Genomic DNA, 22,873 nt, shown 5'->3' with positions numbered 1-22,873 from the left:
CCGAGGCTTGATCTGTGTCTGCCAAAGATGTTTTCCATGAGGCTGTAAAACGCGCGTTGCAAAAAGAGCAGTGGACGATTACTGACGATCCGCTTCGGTTTAAGTTTGGCAACGTCAACTTTCAAGTTGATTTGGGTGCAGAGCGATTGCTTGCAGCAGAACGGGCGGGGGAGAAAATAGCAGTCGAGATCAAAAGCTTCTTAAATCCCTCTGCAATTACGGATTTTTATGCTGCATTAGGGCAGTTTCTCAGCTACCGTCTGGCTTTGGAGTCTGTTGAACCGGAGCGAAGTTTATACCTGGCAATCCCAGTGGATGTTTACCAAACATTTTTTCAGTACGAGTTCACTCAAAGTGCGGTAAAACGGTATCAGGTCTTGATAGTTGTGTATGATCCAGCTAATGAGGTGATTGTGCAATGGACAAAATAGCTCAATACCGGAAATACGTTCAGACGTTACTCAGCCAGTATGCCAAAGATGATATTTCGGACGATGTGGTCGAAGTCCAACTCATTTTTGACACTGAGCGGGATCATTACCAGTGGATGAATGTGGGTTGGGAACAGTTCAACCGGGTTTATCGCTGTATTATTCATTTCGATATCAAAGATGGAAAAATTTGGCTCCAGCAGAACCTGACCGACCAGAATCTGGCTGAGGAGTTGGTTGAAATGGGTGTGCCCAGAGAGGATATTGTGTTGGGCTTGCAGCCTCCTTATAAACGTCCATACACAGAGTATGGAGCAGCTTAAAAGTACAGTAGTGGCGCAGTCGAATCGGGATAGGGAGAATTCTTACGAATCGGGTATGTCAAGTAGTTTGTGTCAATCGTGGGGACTCCCAGCAATCGCTCTCCCTTCCCTCTCAGCTTCGGGATTATGACCCGCCGCACCGGAGAAGGTTGATAGCTGCCATCTCGCAAAGATTGGCGAATCTCGTCCCAGTGAAGCCGAGCATAGGACGCAAACTCGTCCAGCACCATCCCGTCTATGCCGGGTGCGCCTTTATTGAACTTCACTTGCTTCCATGCCCGGTGCAGATTCTCTGGGGCAAGAATTCGCTCCATCAAGTTCGTCTCTAAGGCTGGCTGCATGACTCCACGCCAATCCGTTTCTCCCCCGAACGAGTTCAGCAAAACGTCTGAGTTTTCCATCGCTCCTCCTTTGATTCAATTGGGTTCGGCCCTTCGCCTTGTCTGACCCATTACAGGCCAGCATTTGACTACTATGGCCTCGGCTGACTTCTGCCTCCGGCGACGTGCGTTCTGGGAGTTTTTTTAAACGCCTCCTGGGCTTCAGGGTCACCTTTTCGATGACGGGGACGAGGCACTTGCAGGGATTGCTCTAAGCGCTTGAGATAGTCCCACCCTCGCTGGGGCCAGACCTTCACCACTCCGGTTACCTCAGCGATGACCTGAGCAACTTTTGGCCCGCTCCAGACCCCGTCATCGTCCGGGGGCGATTGCAACCGAGACTCCAGGTCTCTGAGTTGCTCAGCGTTGAGCAGACTACGAGATTGCTGGGGTCGCTGATCTTTGCGGCGATTGCGTAGGCCATCAGCGCCATAACGGTTGTAATCTCTCACAACGGAGCGGGCGTAGTCGTAGTTCAACCCAACGGCTTTAGCCGCATCCGTCAAGGTCGTTTGCGTGTGAACCAGCCACAGTAGATGCCAACGGCGAGACTCGACGGGGTCTTGGCTAGCGCGATATCGCGCTTTGAGCTCGTCGGCTGAAAAATGAGGTTCGAGATGCAGGGGTCTTGGCATCTCTCAACCCTATACTATTTCGGAGGTATACAAGTCGGATTTGGTATCAGTCAGACTCCCTTAGCCTCAAAGACTGCCAAGGCGGCAGATCTCCCCAGATAAGAACGTGGACTGTCGATGCGCAACCGCGTCATTTACCGTATCCCCTGAACCAACGGGCTACCCTTCGGGAAGGCTGCGCCTATGTTGTGTTGTGCCAACTCGCCCCAGAGACTCGGCCTTCATATGACGTTTCTGTCCGTCGGCTCGCACTTTTGCCGCTGGCTTCCTCTAGACCCTCCCTCGCGGAAACGCCCTTGCCTTAAGCTAGTGGTTGTCCATCTCTCGGCTCCTATGACTTGCGAGCATTTGGATGGCTGGTTCTCCCACAGGGGACTTTCACCCCATTAGTTCACGCCCATGCTGGGCGTACACAACGCCGTTGCAGCGGAACGGTTCAGTTCTATTAATTGAGTTGTCAAGCTTACCTGCGTCCGCTGAACCGAGCCGTTAGACTCCCTTATCTCATTAAATTAGAATATTTGACGGATTCAATATAAATTGCTTCACTTTACATCCCCCAATTCTCGCCGTTCTGTAAGTCTGTTTCCCTGTCTAATAGCTCTACCTTTATCACTGCTGTTTGTAGGTTATATGACAAAATCCTCAACGCCTGCCGAGGTTCACATTACAACATCAACAGGCACTCTCTATGGCACACAGATTATTCCAACTTCTAATCTGCCAGAGCCAGTGGTGCTGATCATTGCGGGTTCAGGTCCGACTGATCGCAATGGAAACAATCCTCTAGCTGGGCAGAATAATAGCCTCAAACTCCTCGCTGAAGGATTAGCGGATCATGGCATTGCCTCAATCCGATATGACAAGCGCGGGATTGGAGAAAGCGCAGTCGCAGGACTTGAAGAAGCTGATTTGCGTTTCGATACCTATGTTGAAGATGCTGCACTTTGGATTCAGCAATTGCAGGCAGATTCTCGTTTCTCAAGCATCACCGTAATTGGTCACAGCGAAGGCTCTCTGATCGGAATGCTGGCAACCCAAAAAACCGGAGCAGATGCTTTTGTATCAATCACCGGAATTGCCCAAACTGCATCACAAGTTTTACGAGATCAACTGCGACCTAGCTTGCCAGATGCATTATGGCAACAGAATGAGCAGATTCTTGCTGCTCTGGAGCAAGGTAACATAGTGACCTCTATTCCACCAGAACTAAACATGCTCTACAGATCGAGCGTCCAACCCTACCTCATTTCCTGGTTCCGCTACACCCCTGCTCAAGAGATTAGGCGTCTCACTGTACCTGTTCTAATTGTTCAAGGAACAACTGATATCCAAGTACCTGTCAGTGAGGCGCAAGCCCTGAAAATAGCTAAGCCGGATGCGGAGCTTAGAATTATTGAGGGGATGAATCACGTCTTAAAAGCTGTTTCATTAGACCCTGAACAGCAAAATGCTTCCTATTCTGACCCAACGCTGCCAGTTGTGCCTGAACTCGTTGAAGGGATAAGTCAATTTATTCATAGCAGTGAAATGCGCCGTGAGTCTAACCAGTCGCGGCACCGGAACGTGCCAAATTGATTGATTGAGTGGCAAAGGTTATTTGCGTCCGGTGAACTTGGTCGTTCTGCTGCTTACGTTTCGGGTGACGGCAGTGATTTGAAGCTTATTGGTGGGATGAACAAAAAAGCACCTACCAAGATCTTGAAGATCTAGTAGGTGTAGGGTAGTTTGAGTCGTTCTTTAGCCTGAATTAAACCGTTTCTGTGAGCTGATTGTTCAAGGCTACGGCATCAATTTCGTAACGTTGAAACAGTTCGCTCAAAGTAGCTTTGTCTGTTTCAGCGAGTCGGACTACTCCCCACAAGAGATGCTCCGTTCCAATCGACTTCTTACCCTGAAGCCGAACAATTTGCAGGGCAAGCTCTAGAACGAACTTACTTTGTGGACTGAACTCTAAATTCTCACGAAATTCAAACGAATGCTCATTGGTTTCGATATCCAACGTCACACCGTTGGCCCGAAGTAAACGAGCAGAAGTGGTGGTTGAATCAGCCAACAAGCCAGCCAGGAGGTGTTCGGGTTCAACTTGCGAGTTCTGCGATCGTGTCGCCTCATTGCGAGCAAAATTGAGTGCGTTGATTGCCTTTTCCGTAAACCGCTCGAATCCAAACTCAAAGCCAAAGAAATTTTTAACCCGCTCAACTAGTGTCTGCATAGAGTGCTTTGCCTCGTAAATGAAAACATCTTCGATTGCGACTTGAAACAGGTTGGCAATTTTGAATGCCATATCTAGGCTGGGGTCAAATTTACCTGACTCAAACCCATTCACCGCCTGACGACTGACTCCTAACTCTCTAGCAAGGTCAGATTGTGACCATTGATGCAGTTGTCGAAGTTCTTTCAGTCGATTTTTCATGGGGCTGCCTGTTCACTGTCAAGTATTACTTTACATCCTGACTAGGCGGAGCGTCAAGTGTCACTTGACAAGATATGTCTGTGGTATCGTTTGGAGTGGTTAAAGCTCTCGCTCCAAGCGCGGCAGAACAACGCCGTTGCAGCGGACTACAAAGTTGGTTGGTGTTATGGTGCAAGTCTTCGGTAGCCGCTGAGCAATGTGAAGGCTCGACAATTGCCTATAGGGCACCTTGAACAATAGATCTGCTTAAGGATTGCGTCGCCTAAAAGCCTCATAATATCGTTGCCCATTCTCAAGTGGGGTCAAGATATTCTCAATAAGGCCGATTTATCGAGGTGCCCTATATGTGATCTGCTTCGGAGGAAACTATGTCTGAACCATCTCAACTTTTTGTTCAAATCCGAATCAGCAAAGGAGCTTTCGATCAATTTTTACTCCATAAAGTTGTACCTCCGTCACAGTTCGGAGACTGGGAAGATTGGCTATCAACGGCAGAGTATTACGGAGATAAAATTACCAATGAAACAGTTGACAAATTCAGCAGATGGGGTTTTGCCGTTGGTTCATGGTTGCGTGACTGGACAGAAGGTAAGTATACGGATTCGGTTATCAATCAATATGATGAACAAACTCGAACTTGGACGCTGGCGGTGACTGATTTTTCGGAAAATTACAGAGAATTTATCATCAATCTGAATGTCATTAGGCAAATTGCTTTGTTCAAAGACATCAGCTCCAAAGATTATGTTCTTATTATTCCCTTTTTCTTTGGCAGTGGTACTGAAACACCGGAAGCTGTGATGGAGATTGCCGAAAATAGCTCCGTTTTTATTTCCTCTGTTCCGGAAGATATTGCGCTTATTGCGAATTCTTGGTTTTCCAGACAAGCTGACGAGCAATTGGATTAAGCGCCAATTCAAATCTGAAGTGCATCAGTGCCTGGTGTATCTAGACAGAATACTTCGAATGGTGTTTTGTAGTCAAGCGATTTTCTTGGTCTTTTGTTAATCAGTATGACTGCTTTTTCTAATGCTTCTGGCTTCACTATTCTGAAGTTTGTTTGCTTTGGAAAAAACTGTCTTAATAATCCATTCGTATGTTCATTTAATCCACGCTCCCAGGAATGATAAGGATTGGTAAAATAACACAATAATCCTAACTCCTTGCCTAACTCTGCATGACCACTAAACTCCTTGCCATTGTCAAATGTCATCGTTTTTCGTTGTGTTTTTGGAATCTGAGTGAAGCGCTCAATCGTCACCTTATTGACTTCGGAAGACGTTTTATTTTTACCTAGCCCAGCCACTAAAAACTTCGATGCTTTGTCCACGTGGGTCACAATCACGCCATTATGGTTCCCCCCAATCATCGTGTCACTTTCCCAATGACCTATTTCAGTCTTGGCATCCGCTATCGCAGGCCGATGTTCTATCCCTATACGCCCTGGGATCTGCCCACGCCTTGAGTTACAGCCCCCTCGCTTACGACGCTTGCCTCGCCCCTGCCGTAAATACTTCTGGTATTCCTTCAAGCCTTCATGGTTGGCATAGATCATCTGATAAATCGTTTCATGACTGATCCGCGATCCGCCTTCTCGCTTCAGTCGTCCAGCGATTTGCTCAGGACTGTGGTACTGCTTCAGGCGTTGTTTGATCTCGAAAATACAGTTCTCTGTTACACAACTAAAAGCTGTCTTTGATTGCTGTCGTCGAGCCTGCATTTTCTGATGGGCGCTGTCGGGTAAGTAATGTCCTCCTTCGCTTCGATTGCGGGCTATTTCTCGCGATATGGTGCTCTGATCTCGTCCAACTTGCCGAGCAATAGCACGCATCGACAATGCGGTTGTCATTCTCAATTCGTAAACTTGATTTCGCTCAGAAGCGCTAAGCTGGATATAGCTCATAGGGTGTCTTTTTGTTGTAGGAAACATCAGACTATCCTATGAGCCTCTCTACGGGACGCTTCTAGGTGATGCACTTCATTCTAGAATTGGCGGAATTACGGTTAAAACCCAGCCGATCAAATCCCAAAAAGCCGGAGTCATGCCCCGGCTTTTTGGGTCTGCGTCGTCGAACTTCAACAGCCATCTGGCCCACAAAAACTGTGCCCGTACAGCACCTCCGCGTCACAGATATAGGCAATGCCCGCATAATCATTGAAAAACTGCGTTGCGACCCTATCCGCAATCTTTTCGGCCGTATCCCGATTTTCGGTAAGCACCTCAAACTTTACATTCGACTCGGTGTCGGAAACGCTGGGCTGTCCCGATGAGCGCATATTACGACTACCTTTACCGCCAGTTTCCAACACCGTGTAACCGGTCGCCCCGGCTTGGTCGATGATCTGGGCGATCTTTTTCAGCAGCAATTTCTCTGTGATAATAACGAGCTTTTTGGCTGGCTTAGCCATGTAGGTTACCTCCTTAAAAATGTATTCATTGAACCACTGGGTCACCGGGCCAGGGGAACACCGGCAGACCGGAGCCGTTTAGGATTAGCCACCCGTCAGCGCTTGGGCGAGCCCGACGAAGAGCGGTATGCACAATGCGATCGCAACCGGCGTGCCGATGGCCGTGGACGCGCCGATGTAGGCGGAGGGATTGGCCGACGGAATACCAGCCCGTAGCGTGGGTGGCCCTGAAATGTCTGAACTGGAGGCGGCAATGACGGCCAGGAGTGCGATGCCGCCAGCGCTGAATCCCGTTGCATAATGGGCAATCATGCCGAGACCGAAGGCGATAAACCCATGCAGAAAGGGGGCCACAAAGGCATACAGGGCGTACCACTGAGCCACCTTGCGCAGCTCGTTGAGTCTGGCCCATGCCTCCATACCCATGACCAGCATCAGGATCGAAAGCAGGCCGCGGAAGAGGGGATCGTAGAAGCTCTCGTAGACACTTTCCGGCCGGGTTAGGATGCCTAGGGCAAGACCAAGCAGCAGTGCCGATAGGGCAGGACCCTGGATGCTTTCCTTCACGATGGGCCAGATTTGAACTCGATTGCTTGGGATGCTGCCCCCCGACCCGCTGGCATACCCACCTGCGCTACCCTCGCCAGGATATCCGCCTGCAGTACTGCGCTGGTCGATGGGAGCCCCGCCTACGGCAACTGCGGGAACCGGCTGGTTGATGGGAGCCCCGCCTGTGGGAATCGGCTGCGTGCCGAGATACTCTTCATTTCTGAGATACTTCTCGTTTTTGAGATACTTCTCGCGCTTCTGCTTGCCGGTATAAATGCTGGCCACGACGATCGCCGTCACGAGCGCCGAGATGTCCATGAAGGGATAGAGTGCGCCAGCCCATGCCTCGTATTCGATGCCTTGCCCTTCCAGTACCGTTATGCCAGCGACCATGGTGGAACCACTCACGGCACCGAACAAGCCCGAAGTCGCAACGGCATCCACGACTCTGATGTTGGGCAGCTTGGCAAACGTATAGCGCCCGATGAACACGATCAAGATCCCCGTTACCACGGCGAACAACGCGGGCAGCAGCATCTCTGCCAGATTGCCATTGCGGATCGCCATGCCGCCGGTCAGACCGACTTTGATCAGCAGCATGAAGACGATGAACTTATAAATTGCATCGGGAATTTGCAGCTCGCTACCGAGGGCAGCAATGACAATACCGCCAATCAGAAAGCCAAGGGTCGGGGACTGCAACTGCGCCCCAAAATTTGTTAAGAACTCGGACAAGAAATCCACTGAAACCTCCTTTCGCGTCCTCTAACGAAGAGTGACTATTGTGACGAGTAAGCTTCAAAGAGTTGAAAAAAGTAGGGGTGAAGCGCTTCACCCCCACAGCACAGGTGTTACAAAAATGCCTGTCGACAAGGTTTTAGAGAGGGCCGCTCTCCGAAGAGGGCTGAAAGGTGCCGGTGTTCTGCATCACCTTCGATAGAGTTTGGTCTATCAATGCCTGAATCTCTATGTGATTGAGTCTATCCTGAAGGACACAGACTTTTCTGGCTCTCCCGCATGGATTTGCAACACAATGTCAAATCCAAATCATAAGTTTTCCTTTTTACTGAAAGCTCCTGACATATTTTTGGCTAATACAAATCGCGATCGCAGAGTTTTCTCAATGGGTCATGGCGTTGGCCATCAGAGCATCCGCGACCTGTCGTCCCTGGCCGATCTGAGGCAGTTCCAGAGTCTATGTGTATTTGGCAATGGAATTATCAAGGTCGCACTGCTGCAAAATTTCACGAGAGCTGCGATCGCTCTCGTTGGGCCATAAATACAGGAGTAGGAGCAAACGGTCGTTTGCCCCTACGGGATACCCGTCTTGATTAGGGGTTTTTGAATTCGGATTCGGTAGGAGCTAATCAATCCACATTTCGGGGGGAATGGTTGTCGGCCCATAGGTCGCGGATGGACTGTAACTGACGAGGTTACCCCACCCCACCGCTAGTAGGAGACCGAAGAAGACGCCCCATAAAAAAGTCCAGGCATGAGATGAATCGAGTACGCAGAGCAGGCGACGATCGCCGCTATATATGTGCAATAGCCAGCCTTCGCTGGTGTTGTCAAATCGAGTTCGCAGGTTAGTTGATTCAAACTTGTTCATGGTGTCTGCTCCATGCTGATCAGTTGTGTGTAGTGGCGGCGAGCCAAAGCCCGCCCGTGACGGAAACACCTGTCAGAAATTCACCTGTGAATGGAGAGTGTCTCAGGGACAGAGACTGGGCATCTCAAACCTGACATAGATATCGAGCAGAAGATGGAAATCTATGCTTTGGCTTTGAACGATATTCTTAAGCCTATAGCTAAATTTACTGGTTGGATGGTGGTCATAGCGCCAAAAGGATAAGTGTTTTTTATAAAATACTTTCGCTAATCTGAAGCAATCTTGCTCGCCAAAGGGTGTTGGATTCGCTGATCTTTAGCATACACTCAAGAATATGGTTAAAGACAGAACCATAGACTTTTGCCTTTAGTTGCCGGAACAGAACGAGCTAAGAGGTAACCCATGCGACCTAGCAATCTAGCGAGTTCGGCGGCGTCACGTTGGCCTGCCGATAGTGCTTCAGAGCATAGGCTTTTGGAGGACTTCGCTGGGACCGTGGGGGTAGGCAAGCGCAGTTGCTAACAACACCGCCGAGCAATCTCCCGAAGCTCCAGTTACAGAAAACTCACCCCCCGCTCACCGTGCCAGTCGAGTTTGGTGCAGACTCCCGCCTGAACTTGGCAGCATCCTCACAGCAACCGCAATCAGGTGAGACATAGCTATGTCCACACAATGATGAAGACCTAAACAAGGATTTGTCTATGTTTGCCCAACTGCCAGAGCCTCGGATGCACTGGATTCGATGGATATTGACGATCACGTGGCTCCTAGTGATCGGTTCCCTATTTTATGATCCCTGGACATCGACATTAACCGAGCCGAATCATCCCTGGAGTCTCTTGCGGCTCCCCGATACCTGTGTGCAAGTGCAAGGAAAATGTTTATCTGAGCAACCCTATCCCTTGGGAACCACCCTCTTCTGGGGAGCAATTGTCCCCAGTGCGATCTTTATTTTGTTGGTATTTGGCCATGAGCTATGGCGGCGGATCTGCCCTCTATCTTTTTTATCCCAGATTCCTCGCGCCTTAGGCTGGCAACGCCAATTCAAGCGGGAGAATCAAAAGACTGGTAAGGTGCGTTACGAATTGGCAAAGGTTCGCTCCGATTCATGGCTGGGTCGCAACTATCCCTATGTGCAATTTAGTTGGCTATTTGTGGGATTGTGTGGGCGAATTTTATTTTTTAATGCCGATCGCCTGGTGTTGGGGGGTTGGTTACTATTCACCATTGCAGCAGCGATCGCCGTCGGTTATTTTTACGGCGGCAAGTCCTGGTGTCAATACTTTTGCCCAATGGCACCGGTTCAAAGTATTTACAGTGAGCCAGGGGGCTTATTGAGTAGCAAAGCCCACATGAGTGATCAGTCGATTACCCAATCCATGTGTCGTACCGTATTGCCGGATGGGAAAGAGCAAAGTGCTTGTGTAGCCTGCCAAAACCCTTGCATTGATATTGACGCTGAACGAACCTATTGGGACAGCCTCAATAAGCCGGAAACCTCATTTCTGCGATATGGGTATGTAGGGCTAGTGGTGGGCTATTTTGGTTATTACTATTTGTATGCAGGCAACTGGAACTACTACTTTTCCGGAGCATGGATCCGACAAACCGATCAGCTAGCCTCGCTGTTTGACCCCGGCCTCTATCTATTTGGGCAAGCCATCAACATTCCCAAACTGGCTGCTGTCCCTCTGGTGCTGGGTGTATCTACTGCGATCGGCTATTGGGGCGGGCGGTGGATCGAGAAACGCGCTAAGTTTTACAGTCGTCGACAGCATTCAACGCTATCGTTGGCGAAGCCTTCCGGAACAGAAATCGAGATCATTCGACATCGAATTTTTACTCTCTGTACCTTTGGAATTTTTAACTTTTTCTTTATTTTTGGGGGGCGTCCCTTGATTCAGCTCCTACCTTTATCTGTGCAATATCTCTACGATCTAGGTCTGATCTCGTTAAGTACACTCTGGCTCTACAAAACTTGGCGGCGGAGTCCAGATATTTATTCTCGCGAAAATCTCGCCAGTCGATTTCGCAAACAATTGGAGAAATTGCAACTCAATGTTTCGCAGTTTTTAGACGGACGTACGCTCAGTGATCTCAATACTCATGAAGTCTACGTTTTAGCCAAAGTTCTCCCTGGTTTTACCCGCGAAAAGCGCCACCAAGCGTATAAAGGAGTGGTTCGAGAAGCATTAGAAGAAGGCTATGTAAACTACTCCAGTAGTTTGGAAGTCTTACAGCAAATGCGCCGAGAATTAAATATTACCGATGATGAACATCGCATCGTTTTAGAGGAATTGGGCATTGAAGATCCTGAGTTACTTAGCCCCAACCGTCAACGTAGTTTAGAAAATCAGATTCGTCTGAGTGGCTATCGAAAATCGCTTGAGCGGCTCATGCTGCTGCAAAGCAAACAGTCCGATAGTCTACGATTGAAAGACGGTCACCTCCCAACTCTAGAGCAATTATCAACCCAAAATTCGGCTGAGATTCGCTCTTTGCGACGTGAATATTCAATTACACCTCAAGAGGAAGATTGGATTTTAAGTGGATTCTCTGCAAATGCAGGAAGCGTCAAAAAGGCAGAGTTTCTCCTAGCTCAATTATCAGGATTGATTGATAGTTATCGCGCCTTAAATCAACCCATGCTCCGTGAATATCAGCCAGTGTTAATGCTGCTGCGAGAAAATATAAAACACAAAAAAGAACTGATCGTGCGCTCGGTTCTAGAAACGCTAGTGATCCTCCAAAATGATTCAGTAGCTCCAAGTCTTGCACAGTCTTTACAAGAGTCTTCGCCTGCCATTCTAGTGGAGCTTTTAGAGGAAGAGGACTGGGGCGATCACCTCTCGCCAGAGATTTTGAGATTTCTGACCCAACCTGGAGAAACTCCCGTCTCCTGTTCGCTAGAATTCTCTTCTCAACAGATTCTGGGTTATTTAGAAGCTCTGCTCCAGGATCAGAATCCGCTAGTTCAAGTGGCAGCTCTCTATATGATTGCCCAATTAGATGCAAAACGCAGTCAGGCAATTGTTCAGACTCAACAGTATGCGGCACAGTCGGAAATCGTGCGGGAAACTGCCGAACAGCTTCTGTCTATACCGACTCCATGCCCTCCGCTCACAGCATTCTCAACGCTAGAGAAATTAGTTTATTTATTTAATAGCGATTTCTTCCATCGGATGCAGAGTGAAACACTAATTGCCCTTGCCCATCAAGCGGAAGTAAGAGTCTACTCTAGCGGTGACGTGATCACAGAAGCCGGTGATACCTGTCGGGAATTATTGCTGCTGATTGAGGGTGATGCCAAGATTCACTATCGTCTTGGTGACGATGTTAGAGTTGAATGCCTTCAGCCTGGGCAAACGCTGGACGAGCTAGAAGTCTTGGCACACAGTACCTCAGAAAATACTATCCTTGCAGCCAGTGAAAAGACGCGCATTTTAGCAATCTCAGTTGATGCTTTTGACGACTTACTTGACCATGACCCTGATTTTGCTCGACGGGTTTTAGAATTGGAAAGTCGGCAGTTGCAGCGGTTTGTGCGTTCGGTACAGCTCCAGCCCCTTTAAACTGATCAGTCATGCCCAACAAATTTCGTTCACCTGGTTATCACCCAATCCAGAAGCTAAAAGTGATTCTAGCGGGTCTCCATATTGCGGTAGTCACCGATTTTAGTGTTGCTTATAAGATAGTCTTGTCGGGACCCATTTTAGTCAGCGCTTTCCTTTTTCGCCAATGGGTGGATGTCAGCTTGGTACTACTTGCAATAGGGCTAATGCTCATTTCTGAGTTGTTTAACAGTGCGATTGAAGTCCTGTGTGACTTTGTTGAGCCTCAGCAGAATGATCGTATCCGAGTCAGTAAAGATATTGCTGCAGCAGCGGCTGGACTTAGTATTCTGGTATGGGCAGCAATTTTAATTATTGAAAGCATCCGTCTCTTGAAACTATAGTAAAAGAAGCCTGTTCAGTGGCCAGTCACCTAACACGTCACGGTAGCGAACGGTTGAAATTCGCTGGTGATAGTTCCAAGGTTATCTGCCGCCGCTGCGTTTTGCCGTTAAATTTGCGGCACTGGTCTCTTAATCGGTGATAAACCTTCAAAGCTCTTATGCAGTCATGGTTTGAGGCGATTCAACCTAAAATCATGAAAACACTTGTCCAGCAAGGCTTTCAGCCATCCATCTCCTGTTAGCGAACCAGTGCCAATTTGCTGCGATAATATATTACTCACCTAAGCATTTGAATCACCTATTCAAACTGGCGTTGCTTTGCCCTGGGGTCAATCCCCAGTAGGCGCACATAGTTACCGGAGTGCGCTGCTAAAAACTGCTTGATCTGGGCCAAAACCTCAGCTTCTTGAGTCGCCGCCAGGGTAGGGCCACTCTGCCAAGACCCTGCTTTAAATCGGCGCGGGTCAGCATACTCTAAGCCAACCCGATGCCCTAGCCGGAGTTGTTGCCGTAGCTGATCTACAGCTTCTGCACTCAATCGGTCAGCGGTGGGTCTGTGGCCATTCTTGGGGCCACCGTTGCTCTCCGGGTGCCCATGGGCCGAGGTTTGCCACCGGGTCAGACAGGCCACATCGTGGGCACAGCGATCGCCCGCCAGCAGCGCCTGGTTGACGGCAACCACATGGTGAGAGCAGGCGCAACTGAGCAACTCTAAGATTTCTTTAGATGGGGTGCGATGGTCGAAGACCGGCCCAAAGGGCCATCGCACTCCGGCTTTTTCAGTTCACTACGCCGCCGCTTCCAGTGACCACAGTTCCCAGCCCTGCCCCCGGTGGCCAGTACCAAATACCTCGGGGTGGAAAATTTCAGCCAAAATCTCCAAAGACTCCACTAGGCGCGGGCCAGGGCGATTAAAGTACTGATTGCCATCCACTAGGTAGACGTGCCCCTGGCGCACCGCCTTCAGGGTAGACCAGGCAGAATGATGGGTTAGCGTTTCGGCTTCGCGGCGGGTCACCGCCAGGTCGTAGCCGCAGGGCATAATCACAATGATCTCAGGATCAGCGGCGATCAAGTCCTCCCAGCTAATCCAGGGAGAGTGCTCCCCTGGGGTACCCAATAGCGAGGTGCCACCGGCCATCTGCACCAGTTCCGGTACCCAGTTGCCCGCCGCCATTAACGGCTCGATCCATTCAATGCAGGCGACGGTAGGCTTGGGCGCACAGGCCGCCGCCTGGGTAACGCAAGTCTGCACTCGACCCTGCAACCCAGCCACTACCGCCACTGTTTGCTCTGCCCCCAGAGCCAAACCCACTCGCTCAATATCGGCCCATACATCCGCCAGACAGTTCGGTTCCAGGGAAATAATCTGGGGCTGGCTGCCGGTCAGTTGCGCCGCTGCCGCTTCTACCTCTGCCAAGTTGACAGCGCAGACCTCGCACTGCGCCTGGGTGAGAATGTGGGTCGGGCGTAGAGCCTCTAGCACCTCCAGATTCACCTGGTAGACACTCAGAGCCGAGGTGAGCAACTCGGTCACGCGCTGGTGAATGGTAGCACTGTCACCCGCCGGGTCAAATTTGGGGGCGGTGCAGACGGGTAGGGCCTTTACCGCTGGGGGATAGTCGCACTCGTGGCTGCGCCCCACCAAACAGCCTCCCAATCCCAAGGCATCTACGATCTCGGTAGCACTGGGAATCAGCGAGACAATCCGCAACGGGTGACAGGCAGAAGCAGCAAGGTTCATCAGGCACCGAGGAAGTGGTCTGAGTTGTACACGACAGCCATCTTGGCAATTTGAACGGGATAGGCGAAATGCTTATTCCACAAGACCTGTGACGAGCCAACAGCACCTAGATTAAGACACCCTACCAATAAGGGACAAGGGCAGTTCTTAGTCAAGCGGATGCGGTATGGGTGCCGGGGGGCGACAGGGCCTCAAAGGTTTGCAAAAAGGGGGCAGCGGATTCCCCTGCGGGTAGTCCCACAGTTCCATTACCCCTGCCTCCTACCTTGTCGATGACGGGCGCGCACCTGTTGAATCAAGTGCCGCAGGCGCGATTGTCTCTGGGCCTGCTTCTGGGCGCGCCCTTGGTAGTAGGCCACGGTATTCAAGATTGATTCCGGGGGGCGACTGGGGTAGGTGGCTCGCCGTTGCGCATCTTGCCAGATCTGCTCTGACTCTACTGAGTCCATCGGTGGCGAACAGCGATCGCAATAGGCGTAAAACAACGCTGCGGCACTAGGCTCATAGCCCACCCCTTCCTGCTCTAGGAAGGCAGCGGTAGCCACCAAGTTGCAGGCCAGCTTATAGCCATTGCTATGGCGATAGCCCTGCTCTGCGCCATAGGCAATCAGATAGCCATCATCTTGACTTAGGCATTGTCGTAGGGGGATGCCGCTAGCGCGGTGGGGGGTGCCCCTTCTAGAGGGTGGGCTTCCCATCAGGGGGGGTATAGGCTGCGGGGATGGGAATTGTCTTGGTCCCAGCCCCGTCCTTTCTTCAACGAGCGCTGCCCTCGGCTCAAGGGTGGCATCTCTTTGGGCCTGATGCCTCAGTTGTACCCACCGCCGCCAGCGCCTATCGTCTAAGCCCTGGGGAAAGAGTCCCCCTTGGTCTAGGGCAAGTTCCAATTCATCCGGCCCATAGGACTGGGGAGAATTCGCCTTGAGCCGTACTACCCGAGGCGGCGATAGGGCACCATTGACCACCCTGCGCCGCACCATTCCTGGCATCCGCATGGCTCTGCCCAGGTTACAAATCTGTGGGTCTGAGTTCTGGCGAATGCACAACTTGCGGTTCAGCCGCAGCCAATCCTTAGGGGCCAAGGGGGTGTCACTCCTGAAGTACACATGCAGGGATTTACCCCCGCTATAGACCACCGCTGCCGGGACAAGGCCAGTATCCGCTTCCAGGCGAGCGATTTCCTGGGCTTGGACAGCAAGGGGTTGATCATCGATTTCGTAGAACAGGCAATGGCATTGTTGGACGTGATGGTTGCCAATGCCCCCCTGGGGTTGATTGGGATAGAACGATACCGTCGCCCCCTGCCTGGAGGCTTGGTAGACCCATTGCCAACCATCGTGATAAACCTTGCCCTGGGGCCGCCATCGGGTGGTGCCCTGGGGGTCTTTACCTGCGGCCCGACACCGCTGCAACTTGAATCCTCGCTGGGTCACCTGGCCCCGGTAGACATAGTGCTTGAGGCATTCACACTCCCCTCGGTGATAGCGCTCCCAATGGTGGGGGGCCAATTCCAGGGGCAAGTCCCAACTCAACTTCACCCAGATCTGTTGACCCACGACAAAGCCAAGGCGACGCAGGCAAATCACGGTCATGCGCCGCAGCTCCTGTATCGAGGGAGTAGGGCGCTGGGCAGAGGGATTGGGGTCTGGAGCGGGTAAGGAAACCATAGGGTCACCCTGGGCTAAGGGGCATCGTTTGGGCGCGACAGCGGCTGGGCTACAGCTCTAGTTGCCGGGATCGGTAGCGACTGACTCCAGCAGGGGGCTGGGTTGGCACCTGATTTGGGGCTGGGGATAGGGCATTCACCTGCGCTTGCGCTTGATGCTGTTGCCACCAGGCCATTACGGCAATGCTGCTTTCAGGTGAATTGACCCCCCGGTACTGCCTCAATCCCTGCAAGGTATAGGCTCGACCCAGTTGCGATGCCCTGAAGTACAAGCCTTTGTAGCCATAGACCAGTCCGGTGGTGTCCTCGTCTATGGGGTTGAAGGCTAGCGCTACCCCTTGGGCCTCCAGGGCGCTCGCCCACTGCTCTAGGGTGGGGGCACCCTGACAGGTCCCATCAATCAAGTCCTGAAGTTCTGGCTTGATGGCCGGGTTACCCGTTGAGCGCTCTTGGCGAATCATGCCCACGGTCGGATGATTCCGCTCCGTTGACCAGGGCTGGGAACTGCGGGCCAATCCATAGGCATCTTCTAGGTCCTGAATGACTTGGATCGCTCTGGGATGGTCCCAGGAGTCCCGCACACAGGTATTGCTCATCATGTTGTGCCGACCCGCCACGATATGAATGTGGTCGTGGGCGGTATCGGTATGGCGAACCACCAGGAAGGGCACATGGCGATAGCCCATCTTGGTCAGGTACTTAGCCCCTATCAAGAACCAAAGACAGCGGCTGAGGCGCTCGCCCCGCTGCACCGCTATGGAGGCATGGTAGACCTTGTTTCTGAGACGACTATCGGCCCAATGACAACTAAAGGTCATTTCCTTTGCCGCCATTAACGGGTCTTGGGTATAGCCCATATTGGAGCCAATCAACTCAGCTCCAGGCTTCTCCATCACATACTTCAGGACACCGTAGGGTTCTTGACATTTTGTATGTTTAACAATCATCGTCACCAATCTCTAAATCAGGTTGATTCAGGTCAGCTTCAGGCTCAAGGCTAATCGTCTCTAGCGCTATCCATTGCCGTTGTAATTGTTGGATTTGACTCAGCAATTCCCCTAGGTCAACATCCCCTAAGTTAAGAACAATCCCTCCCTGGCCATGTCCCCATTCCAGGCGTTCTAACTCAGCACGGAGCCCTTCTAGGTGCAACCTCAGCTCCGTCACAGCACCATAGAGTTTCCCTATCCTCGGCTCTTGCCGTTGACAGGCATCGACACAGGCGGCAATCACTTGAGCAAGGCTCAACCCCAACGCCTCTGATTGCTGCATCAGGTATTGATACTGGCTCTGGCTAAATCCTGCCTTCACTCTTTTGTACTGCTTTGCCATCAATCTACGGGTTCAAGCTATATCGGCAATCCTACAAAAGCTATTTACAGCCCTAAAGCTATGGTTTGTATCCTGACAAATAAAATCCAAAATCAGCTCTACCCTAAGTTGGTTTTTAACCCCGATCCACCCCCCGCTTTCTATTACTTTTGATAGAGCCTTAGTTGTCCTGTACTAATGGAAGCGTTGTGGTCTGAGCCGCACAAAAAAGCCCTGCCTTAAGACCCCACTGGGCTCAAGGCAGGGCCATTGCACCTACTGGCTGTTAATCGTCATCGTCGTCGTCGGCTTCACTGATTTCAGCGGCATCCTCGAAGTCGTCGTCATCATCCTCGTCATCGCCATCGAAGTCCTCCGCATCAAAACCGTCAGCACCTCCCATGGTCGAAGTCGCTGCTCCAATGGCATCGCTTAAGGCTCGATTAGCCTGACGGCGTTCGATGGACTCGATGTTGACCGCTGCCAACTGGGCTAGGCATTCATCTCGCTCTGGGCTAAAGCGGGGAGCCAAGAAGCTATGGGCCAGTTCTGCCAGGGCATTTCCAATGGCAGTCACCGTCTCTTCCTCGGCTTGCACCGGGTTGCCACCCACAATCTTGATGAAGACTTGAGCGTTCCAAGTACTCCAGTCAAAGCGTTTGCTGGATTTGACTGTACTGGCCTCGGTCTGGAGCTTTTGCCCCAGCAGTTCCCGCAGGCCATAGAAGGCTTGGATGACGATCGCCCGCTCTCCCGTACTGGGCACTAGCCCTAGGCTCTTTTTCGCCCAGCCCCGCAGCATGGAACTGGGGGTGCGGGACTGGGTACTACGGCTTTTAGCTGCCGTCGTGCGCCCAGCCGTTTGACGGGTCTGGGTCGTTCTGCGTTTTTGAGTAGTGGCCATTTGCAATCACCGTAAGGGTCAACACCCAGGGCAATATCACCCCAGGTCACCCCAACACCCCAATCGGGGTCATCAGGGTCAGGGTGGGTGGTACTTGAATCACTTCTCCCCTCACCCCGATAGGGGTATGACTCCAGCCTTAGGGTGGGTGGGAGTTCGGCTGACCTCTGGCTTCGCCTCTGCATTCTTGCCCCCCAGAACACCCATCCCCACTACGCCTATCGGTGCGGATAGAGCCCGGTTGCATTCTTTATGGGCACCGATCCGTCCTTCTTCTTGGCCCTTACCCGTCAGTATCATTACGAGACTGAATCTCTACGGTTTTAATCCGGTGCCATCCCCTGGGCTAGACCCCTATTGGGGGGTTGATTTTTGGAGTGGGTCACGACGGCATTTCTTGCCAGAATTTCGCACCCCATCAAGGTTTGAGCACCTTGGCCTAGGGGCAGTACATCAGAACTGAAAAGTCACGCCATTTAAGCCCAATCTCACCTGTATTACCACAAGACTGGCCCCATCCCCTGACTATCATTAGCTCCACCTAACTCCAAATGGCTCTAATGGGCTCCAGATAACTCCCTATGGAGTCTTGATTACCGTCAAAATTGGGATTCCAACAACGTTATGGATCGCTAAGGTTGCACTGGGTTCCAATCTCGACCCTGGTTGCACCATGAAGGGCATCTCTAGGGCCATGGCCATTCCCGTGGCGACACTGTTCCTATGGGTCAGTCCAGGCTACGGGGCTAGGACGGTATTAGTGGTGTCCCTTGGGGACTACTGAGGACAGTCCATTGGGTGGGTGGGCGGGTAAAAGCAGGGATGCCGATGTCCTGCTCAAGGGCTAGACATCGGCACCCCGACCCTGCGCCTAGTAGCGCGTTTGCCGTTGACGGCGGCGGTCAGACTGCTGATCAAATGCCTCCTCTGCCTCTGCCATCGAGCTAATACCGAAGTATTGACTCAACAGCGTCAAGAGTTGCTTGGCACCCAATTCGCCATAGTCCTGGTCAAACTGGGCTTTGAATTCACTCCAGTCAAACTCCAGATTCATCTCATAGCGAAACTTGCTACTGAGGCTCTGACCCGTCTTCTGGCGCAGCACACTCAGCAGCATCAGTCGCGTCCGTTCCGTCTTCGGCACCATCTCCCCTAATGCTTGTAGGTAAGGGTTGACCTTAGTAGTACGGGCAGTGCGAGTTTTGGATTTGGTTCCGGTAGCCATCATTCACCTTTGAATGAACGTCACCCGAGCGCGACGATAAGTCGCCTGACCTCAAGGGTCATTCACCCGGTATCCCCAAGCCCCGCTAGGTGCTGGCTCCGCCTGGGCTCCGGTGGGTGGGCCAAAAATGCCCCCAGGCATTACACCTGGGGGCACCTCCAACGGCTCTAACCCTTATTCGTCGTAGTCATCAAAGTCATCTTCGCTGAACTCATCCTCTCCCTCTATGAGTCCATCTGAACCCGTAGACGGTGCGGACAGGCCAGTAGCGCGAGTGCCATATTTACGGCTGACTCGGCTATTGCGTTGGCGGCGTAATCGGCTGAATTCCTCCAAGGCAGCTTGCATGGTGCCGATGCCATAGAACTCGTTCAGCTTACCCAGCAGTTGGTCTTTGCTGAGGCCACGATACACTTCATCCAGCGTTGCTTTGCACTCGGCCCAGTCAAACTGCTCTTCCTGTTGCTCCAACCGAAAGCGGCGATTTAGATCCTGCGCCACCTTTTGAATCAACAGATTTAACAGCATCAACCGTTGCCGTTCCTCAAATCGAGGCAGTTGCGACAGCGCATCGACATAGGGGTTGACCCGAGATTGCGTTTTATACTAAATCCTGCTTAGTTACCCCCGATTCAAAAAGGCTAATGCCATTCGCCTCTACAGTTTGACCGTTTGGGAATCGGGGTTATGCAACTCGGATTTGGTATTAGTCGTCATCGTTCAATCCAATGAATCACAACTGAGCTTGACGCTCACCCCAGGGCGACGTGAGTCGCAAGGTAACCCTCAAGGGGTTGACCCCTCTCCTTCATCCCCTGGGTGGGTGGGTGGGCACCCCAATACCCCAATACCCCATCTCCCCATCTCCCCATCTCTTCAACACCCCAATTCCTATCCCCCGACAGAGGGCATTGCTAGGACACAGCTTCCAGGATGAAAAAGCTGTCATCCTGCGCCACTATGGTGGATTCCCTCAGCGCTTGGTACCCCTTAGCCGTCCAAGCCCACAACCACATCACCGCGATCGCGTGCCAACCCTTTGACCGACCCCAACTCTTGGCCCAGTTCCAAGCCTGGAGCCGCGACTTGGGTAACCTGCCCCTGTACCTGATCAATCCCGGCTTTCCCCAACTGCAACAGGTGATCTCAGCTTCCCCCAACGGCTTCCAAGTTCAACCCACTCCCAATCTTTTCCCTGCGCCCATATCCCATCCCTCCGCTCTCCTCACCCAGCTCCAGCAAAACCCCCAATCGGGCATCTTCATCGTCGAGGGCTTGAGTTTGCAGGGCACAGAGCAACATCAACTGCACAATCTTTTTGAGCAGTTGCGCGTCAACCCTATTCCCTGTCATCTAGTTCTGGTGGCGGAGCACTTTACCCTCCCGGTCGGCCTACATGGCATGGTCCCCCTGCTAAAGCTGCCCTACCCCGACTTGGCCCAAGTTGAGGCGGTAGTGGAGCGATGTCTCACCCAGTTCCAGCCCCAGGGTGAGGGGCAACCGGGCGACCGCCTACGTCTACGCCAAGCTCTACAAGGACTGGGGTGCGGGGAAATGGATTGGGTTTTAGCCCAGCAGACGCCCTGGAGTGATTCGGTTGCGGCCTTGGCTCAGCGGGTGTTGGACTACAAGATTGCTAAGTTGCGGGGGCGGGGGCTGGAGTTCATTGGCCAACCCGACGTGCCCCAAGCAGCGGGTCTAGATTTGTTGGATGCTCGTCTGGAGCGCATTGCCGCCCTACTTGACCCAGCGGCAGCCCAACACCACCTCAAATTCCCTACTGGCATGGTGCTCTGGGGCTTGCCGGGTACGGGCAAATCCCTCAGCGCTAAGCTAGCGGCTAAAACGTTGGGGGTACCCTTGCTCAGTGCTGACTGGAACGGGTTGCGGGGGACAACGTCCACTGAGAGCTTAGCCAACCTGCGCTTCTTGCTCGACACCGCTGAGGCCATCTCACCCTGTGTCCTCTACTTTGATGATTTCGATAAGGGCTTTGCGGGATGGGACACCGACATCACCGCCAAGCAATCGGCGCAGCGGCTTCTCACCTGGATGCAGGAGCACACCGCCCCCGTCTTGGTGCTCGCCACTGTCAACCGTTTGGGCCTATTGCCGGTGGAGTTGCAACGACGACTACCCGAGGTCTTTTTCTTTGACCTGCCCCACGATGGGGCGCGCTATGACATCTTTAACCTTCACCTGGCCCTGTATTTCCCCGCCTTTCGCCTCGCCCCAGGGCAACCCTCTCCCTTTACGGACGGGCAATGGCGGGAGCTGCTGACGGCCTATCGGCTGTGCATCCCCGATGAAATTGGCAATGCCGTGCGCCGGGTCGCTGAGGATTGCTTCTATCAACACTGGCAAGACGGCAGGGGAGATCAGCCCCTCCAGGTCACCTTTGAGCAACTCTTGGCCCAACGCCAAGCCTTTACCCCAGCCCTAGTGCGGGAAGAGGGGCCGATGCTGGAGATTCGCAACCATGCCACCTACGCTAAGCCCGTCAGTAGCCCCGATACTTCTCGTTTCGCTCGACCCCAGCAGGAGCTGTTTGAATATTGAAACCCTAATTCACCGATCGCTCGATCGCCTGAAGTGATTCATCGCACCAAGCGACCCAGTCTTCTTGATAACGAATCGCACGGCGAATAATTAGATGCATATAGAGATCCTTTAATTGCAATGACTCCAAATTCTTGGCAAAATGTTCATCCATCGTTCTGGCTTGTTGTGCCATAGCTGCGTGGAGTTGTCGTCTGCGCTCAATTTCGCGACGGATGACTTGGCAGTCCACCAGATGGCCTGCTAAGCCCATGATGCCTAAGTCTTCTCGAATTGCCGTGGGTTCTGTCGGTTGGTTTAACCAGTCGAGCAGCTCTTGTTGCCCTTGAGGGGCGATCGCGTAAATCTTCTTGTCCAAGCGTCCCGGTTGCGGAATCGCCTCATAGGTGATGCTGCCTTGCTGCTCTAGTTTTCTCAGTTCCGCATACACCTGTTGCTGGCTGGCTTTCCAAAAGCAGCCACCAAACCCTTCTGCAAATTCCTTAGCCACCTCATAGCCGCTGAGAGGTTGACGGGACAGAAAAGCCAGAAGCGTGTGCTTGAGAGCCATACAGGTAAGGTCGAACGAGATAGATCTGAAAAAGCTTGACGGATTTGAACCCAAAGTATACGCTAATTTCTATATTCAAATTCTTGAATACAAATAATTGAACTAAAGCGGACGATATGAATTTGTCGAAACCTCATCTGTCAGACCCATGGAGCACGCACTCCCGATGGCAGTGGCGGTTGTTTAATCGATATGGTGCATGGGCAG

The 22,873-nt window shown here is 52.0% G+C and carries 24 protein-coding genes; 8 read left to right on the top strand and 16 right to left on the bottom strand.

The genetic code is table 11. The features are described 5' to 3' along the window. The first annotated feature begins 14 nt into the window (after positions 1-14). Both LEP6406_RS0225205 and LEP6406_RS0225200 read left to right on the top strand, forming a co-directional pair. A complete protein-coding gene (locus LEP6406_RS0225205) occupies positions 15-431 on the top strand; it encodes a XisH family protein (protein ID WP_008318567.1) in 417 nt (138 codons plus the stop codon). Further along, a complete protein-coding gene (locus LEP6406_RS0225200; RefSeq protein WP_008318565.1) occupies positions 419-754 on the top strand; it encodes a XisI protein in 336 nt (111 codons plus the stop codon). Before LEP6406_RS0225205 ends, LEP6406_RS0225200 begins: the two co-directional genes overlap by 13 nt. Here LEP6406_RS0225200 and LEP6406_RS0225195 read toward each other — a convergent pair. Both LEP6406_RS0225195 and LEP6406_RS29715 read right to left on the bottom strand, forming a co-directional pair. Continuing rightward, a complete protein-coding gene (locus LEP6406_RS0225195; protein ID WP_155834877.1) occupies positions 751-1,095 on the bottom strand; it encodes a reverse transcriptase family protein in 345 nt (114 codons plus the stop codon). The two genes, LEP6406_RS0225200 and LEP6406_RS0225195, sit on opposite strands and share 4 nt — an antisense overlap. A 131-nt stretch (positions 1,096-1,226) precedes the next feature. Further along, positions 1,227-1,769, bottom strand: a complete 543-nt coding sequence (locus LEP6406_RS29715) for a winged helix-turn-helix domain-containing protein (RefSeq protein ID WP_008318562.1) — start codon at positions 1,767-1,769, stop codon at positions 1,227-1,229. Positions 1,770-2,402: 633 nt separating this feature from the next. On the opposite strand from LEP6406_RS29715, the gene LEP6406_RS0225185 reads away from it, so the two are divergent. Beyond that, a complete protein-coding gene (locus LEP6406_RS0225185) occupies positions 2,403-3,347 on the top strand; it encodes an alpha/beta hydrolase (protein ID WP_008319582.1) in 945 nt (314 codons plus the stop codon). A 172-nt stretch (positions 3,348-3,519) separates the two neighbouring features. On the opposite strand, the gene LEP6406_RS0225180 is transcribed toward LEP6406_RS0225185, so the two are convergent. Next, positions 3,520-4,185, bottom strand: coding sequence for a helix-turn-helix transcriptional regulator (locus tag LEP6406_RS0225180; RefSeq protein ID WP_008319580.1), 666 nt, complete (start codon positions 4,183-4,185; stop codon positions 3,520-3,522). 368 nt (positions 4,186-4,553) lie between these two features. Between LEP6406_RS0225180 and LEP6406_RS0225175 the strand changes: the two genes are divergently transcribed. Further along, on the top strand, positions 4,554-5,093 hold the full coding sequence (locus tag LEP6406_RS0225175; protein WP_008319579.1) for a hypothetical protein: 540 nt from the start codon (positions 4,554-4,556) through the stop codon (positions 5,091-5,093). Between the two features lie 8 nt (positions 5,094-5,101). Here the strand turns inward: LEP6406_RS0225175 and LEP6406_RS0225170 are convergent, their stop codons facing one another. From LEP6406_RS0225170 to LEP6406_RS0225160, 3 genes are all read right to left on the bottom strand, one after another. Further along, positions 5,102-6,088 (bottom strand): IS30 family transposase, encoded by a 987-nt coding sequence (locus LEP6406_RS0225170; protein ID WP_008319576.1) that lies wholly within the window; start codon positions 6,086-6,088, stop codon positions 5,102-5,104. A 173-nt stretch (positions 6,089-6,261) separates the two neighbouring features. Beyond that, positions 6,262-6,594 carry a P-II family nitrogen regulator gene (locus LEP6406_RS0225165; RefSeq protein ID WP_008319573.1) on the bottom strand — a complete coding sequence of 111 codons (333 nt, stop codon included), beginning with the start codon at positions 6,592-6,594 and terminating at the stop codon, positions 6,262-6,264. 84 nt (positions 6,595-6,678) lie between these two features. After that, entirely contained in the window at positions 6,679-7,887 is a 1,209-nt protein-coding gene (locus LEP6406_RS0225160) for a sodium-dependent bicarbonate transport family permease (protein WP_008319572.1), read from the bottom strand. Positions 7,888-8,266: 379 nt separating this feature from the next. Here LEP6406_RS0225160 and LEP6406_RS34555 point away from each other — a divergent pair, with 379 nt between their 5' ends. After that, entirely contained in the window at positions 8,267-8,422 is a 156-nt protein-coding gene (locus tag LEP6406_RS34555; RefSeq protein WP_155834876.1) for a hypothetical protein, read from the top strand. 84 nt (positions 8,423-8,506) lie between these two features. On the opposite strand, the gene LEP6406_RS31715 is transcribed toward LEP6406_RS34555, so the two are convergent. Next, positions 8,507-8,752 (bottom strand): hypothetical protein, encoded by a 246-nt coding sequence (locus tag LEP6406_RS31715; protein WP_008319569.1) that lies wholly within the window; start codon positions 8,750-8,752, stop codon positions 8,507-8,509. Positions 8,753-9,453: 701 nt separating this feature from the next. Between LEP6406_RS31715 and LEP6406_RS0225145 the strand changes: the two genes are divergently transcribed. Then, positions 9,454-12,324, top strand: coding sequence for a cyclic nucleotide-binding domain-containing protein (locus LEP6406_RS0225145; protein ID WP_008319567.1), 2,871 nt, complete (start codon positions 9,454-9,456; stop codon positions 12,322-12,324). Between the two features lie 11 nt (positions 12,325-12,335). Next, the gene (locus LEP6406_RS0225140; protein ID WP_008319565.1) at positions 12,336-12,707 is read left to right on the top strand and encodes a diacylglycerol kinase; all 372 of its coding nucleotides are present in this window, start codon (positions 12,336-12,338) and stop codon (positions 12,705-12,707) included. 298 nt (positions 12,708-13,005) lie between these two features. Here the strand turns inward: LEP6406_RS0225140 and LEP6406_RS29710 are convergent, their stop codons facing one another. The 8 genes from LEP6406_RS29710 to LEP6406_RS0225100 all read right to left on the bottom strand — a co-directional run bounded on the left by LEP6406_RS29710 (position 13,006) and on the right by LEP6406_RS0225100 (position 20,085). After that, entirely contained in the window at positions 13,006-13,476 is a 471-nt protein-coding gene (locus LEP6406_RS29710) for a RuBisCO small subunit-like domain-containing protein (protein ID WP_008319564.1), read from the bottom strand. A gap of 18 nt (positions 13,477-13,494) precedes the next feature. Further along, the gene (locus LEP6406_RS0225130) at positions 13,495-14,451 is read right to left on the bottom strand and encodes a cobalamin-binding protein (RefSeq protein WP_008319560.1); all 957 of its coding nucleotides are present in this window, start codon (positions 14,449-14,451) and stop codon (positions 13,495-13,497) included. A gap of 248 nt (positions 14,452-14,699) precedes the next feature. Next, positions 14,700-16,118: a hypothetical protein gene (locus tag LEP6406_RS0225125; RefSeq protein ID WP_027269438.1), complete on the bottom strand. Its 1,419-nt coding sequence runs from the start codon at positions 16,116-16,118 to the stop codon at positions 14,700-14,702. 49 nt (positions 16,119-16,167) lie between these two features. Beyond that, complete coding sequence (locus LEP6406_RS0225120; RefSeq protein WP_008319558.1) at positions 16,168-17,064, bottom strand: relaxase/mobilization nuclease domain-containing protein; 897 nt, start codon at positions 17,062-17,064, stop codon at positions 16,168-16,170. Beyond that, entirely contained in the window at positions 17,054-17,449 is a 396-nt protein-coding gene (locus LEP6406_RS0225115; protein ID WP_008319557.1) for a hypothetical protein, read from the bottom strand. Before LEP6406_RS0225115 ends, LEP6406_RS0225120 begins: the two co-directional genes overlap by 11 nt. Before the next feature lie 265 nt (positions 17,450-17,714). Continuing rightward, positions 17,715-18,332, bottom strand: coding sequence for a hypothetical protein (locus LEP6406_RS0225110; RefSeq protein WP_008319556.1), 618 nt, complete (start codon positions 18,330-18,332; stop codon positions 17,715-17,717). Between the two features lie 871 nt (positions 18,333-19,203). Beyond that, positions 19,204-19,479: a hypothetical protein gene (locus LEP6406_RS0225105; RefSeq protein ID WP_155834875.1), complete on the bottom strand. Its 276-nt coding sequence runs from the start codon at positions 19,477-19,479 to the stop codon at positions 19,204-19,206. A 252-nt stretch (positions 19,480-19,731) separates the two neighbouring features. Continuing rightward, the gene (locus LEP6406_RS0225100; RefSeq protein ID WP_008319554.1) at positions 19,732-20,085 is read right to left on the bottom strand and encodes a hypothetical protein; all 354 of its coding nucleotides are present in this window, start codon (positions 20,083-20,085) and stop codon (positions 19,732-19,734) included. Positions 20,086-20,490: 405 nt separating this feature from the next. Here LEP6406_RS0225100 and LEP6406_RS0225095 point away from each other — a divergent pair, with 405 nt between their 5' ends. Continuing rightward, positions 20,491-22,116: an ATP-binding protein gene (locus LEP6406_RS0225095; RefSeq protein WP_081748178.1), complete on the top strand. Its 1,626-nt coding sequence runs from the start codon at positions 20,491-20,493 to the stop codon at positions 22,114-22,116. Positions 22,117-22,120: 4 nt separating this feature from the next. Here LEP6406_RS0225095 and LEP6406_RS0225090 read toward each other — a convergent pair whose 3' ends face one another. Further along, positions 22,121-22,666 (bottom strand): PadR family transcriptional regulator, encoded by a 546-nt coding sequence (locus tag LEP6406_RS0225090; protein WP_008319552.1) that lies wholly within the window; start codon positions 22,664-22,666, stop codon positions 22,121-22,123. Positions 22,667-22,873 lie beyond the last annotated feature (207 nt).

The sequence above is a fragment of the Leptolyngbya sp. PCC 6406 genome (assembly GCF_000332095.2).
Taxonomy (GTDB): domain Bacteria; phylum Cyanobacteriota; class Cyanobacteriia; order Phormidesmidales; family Phormidesmidaceae; genus PCC-6406.
This window is presented reverse-complemented; position numbering and strand designations above follow the sequence as displayed.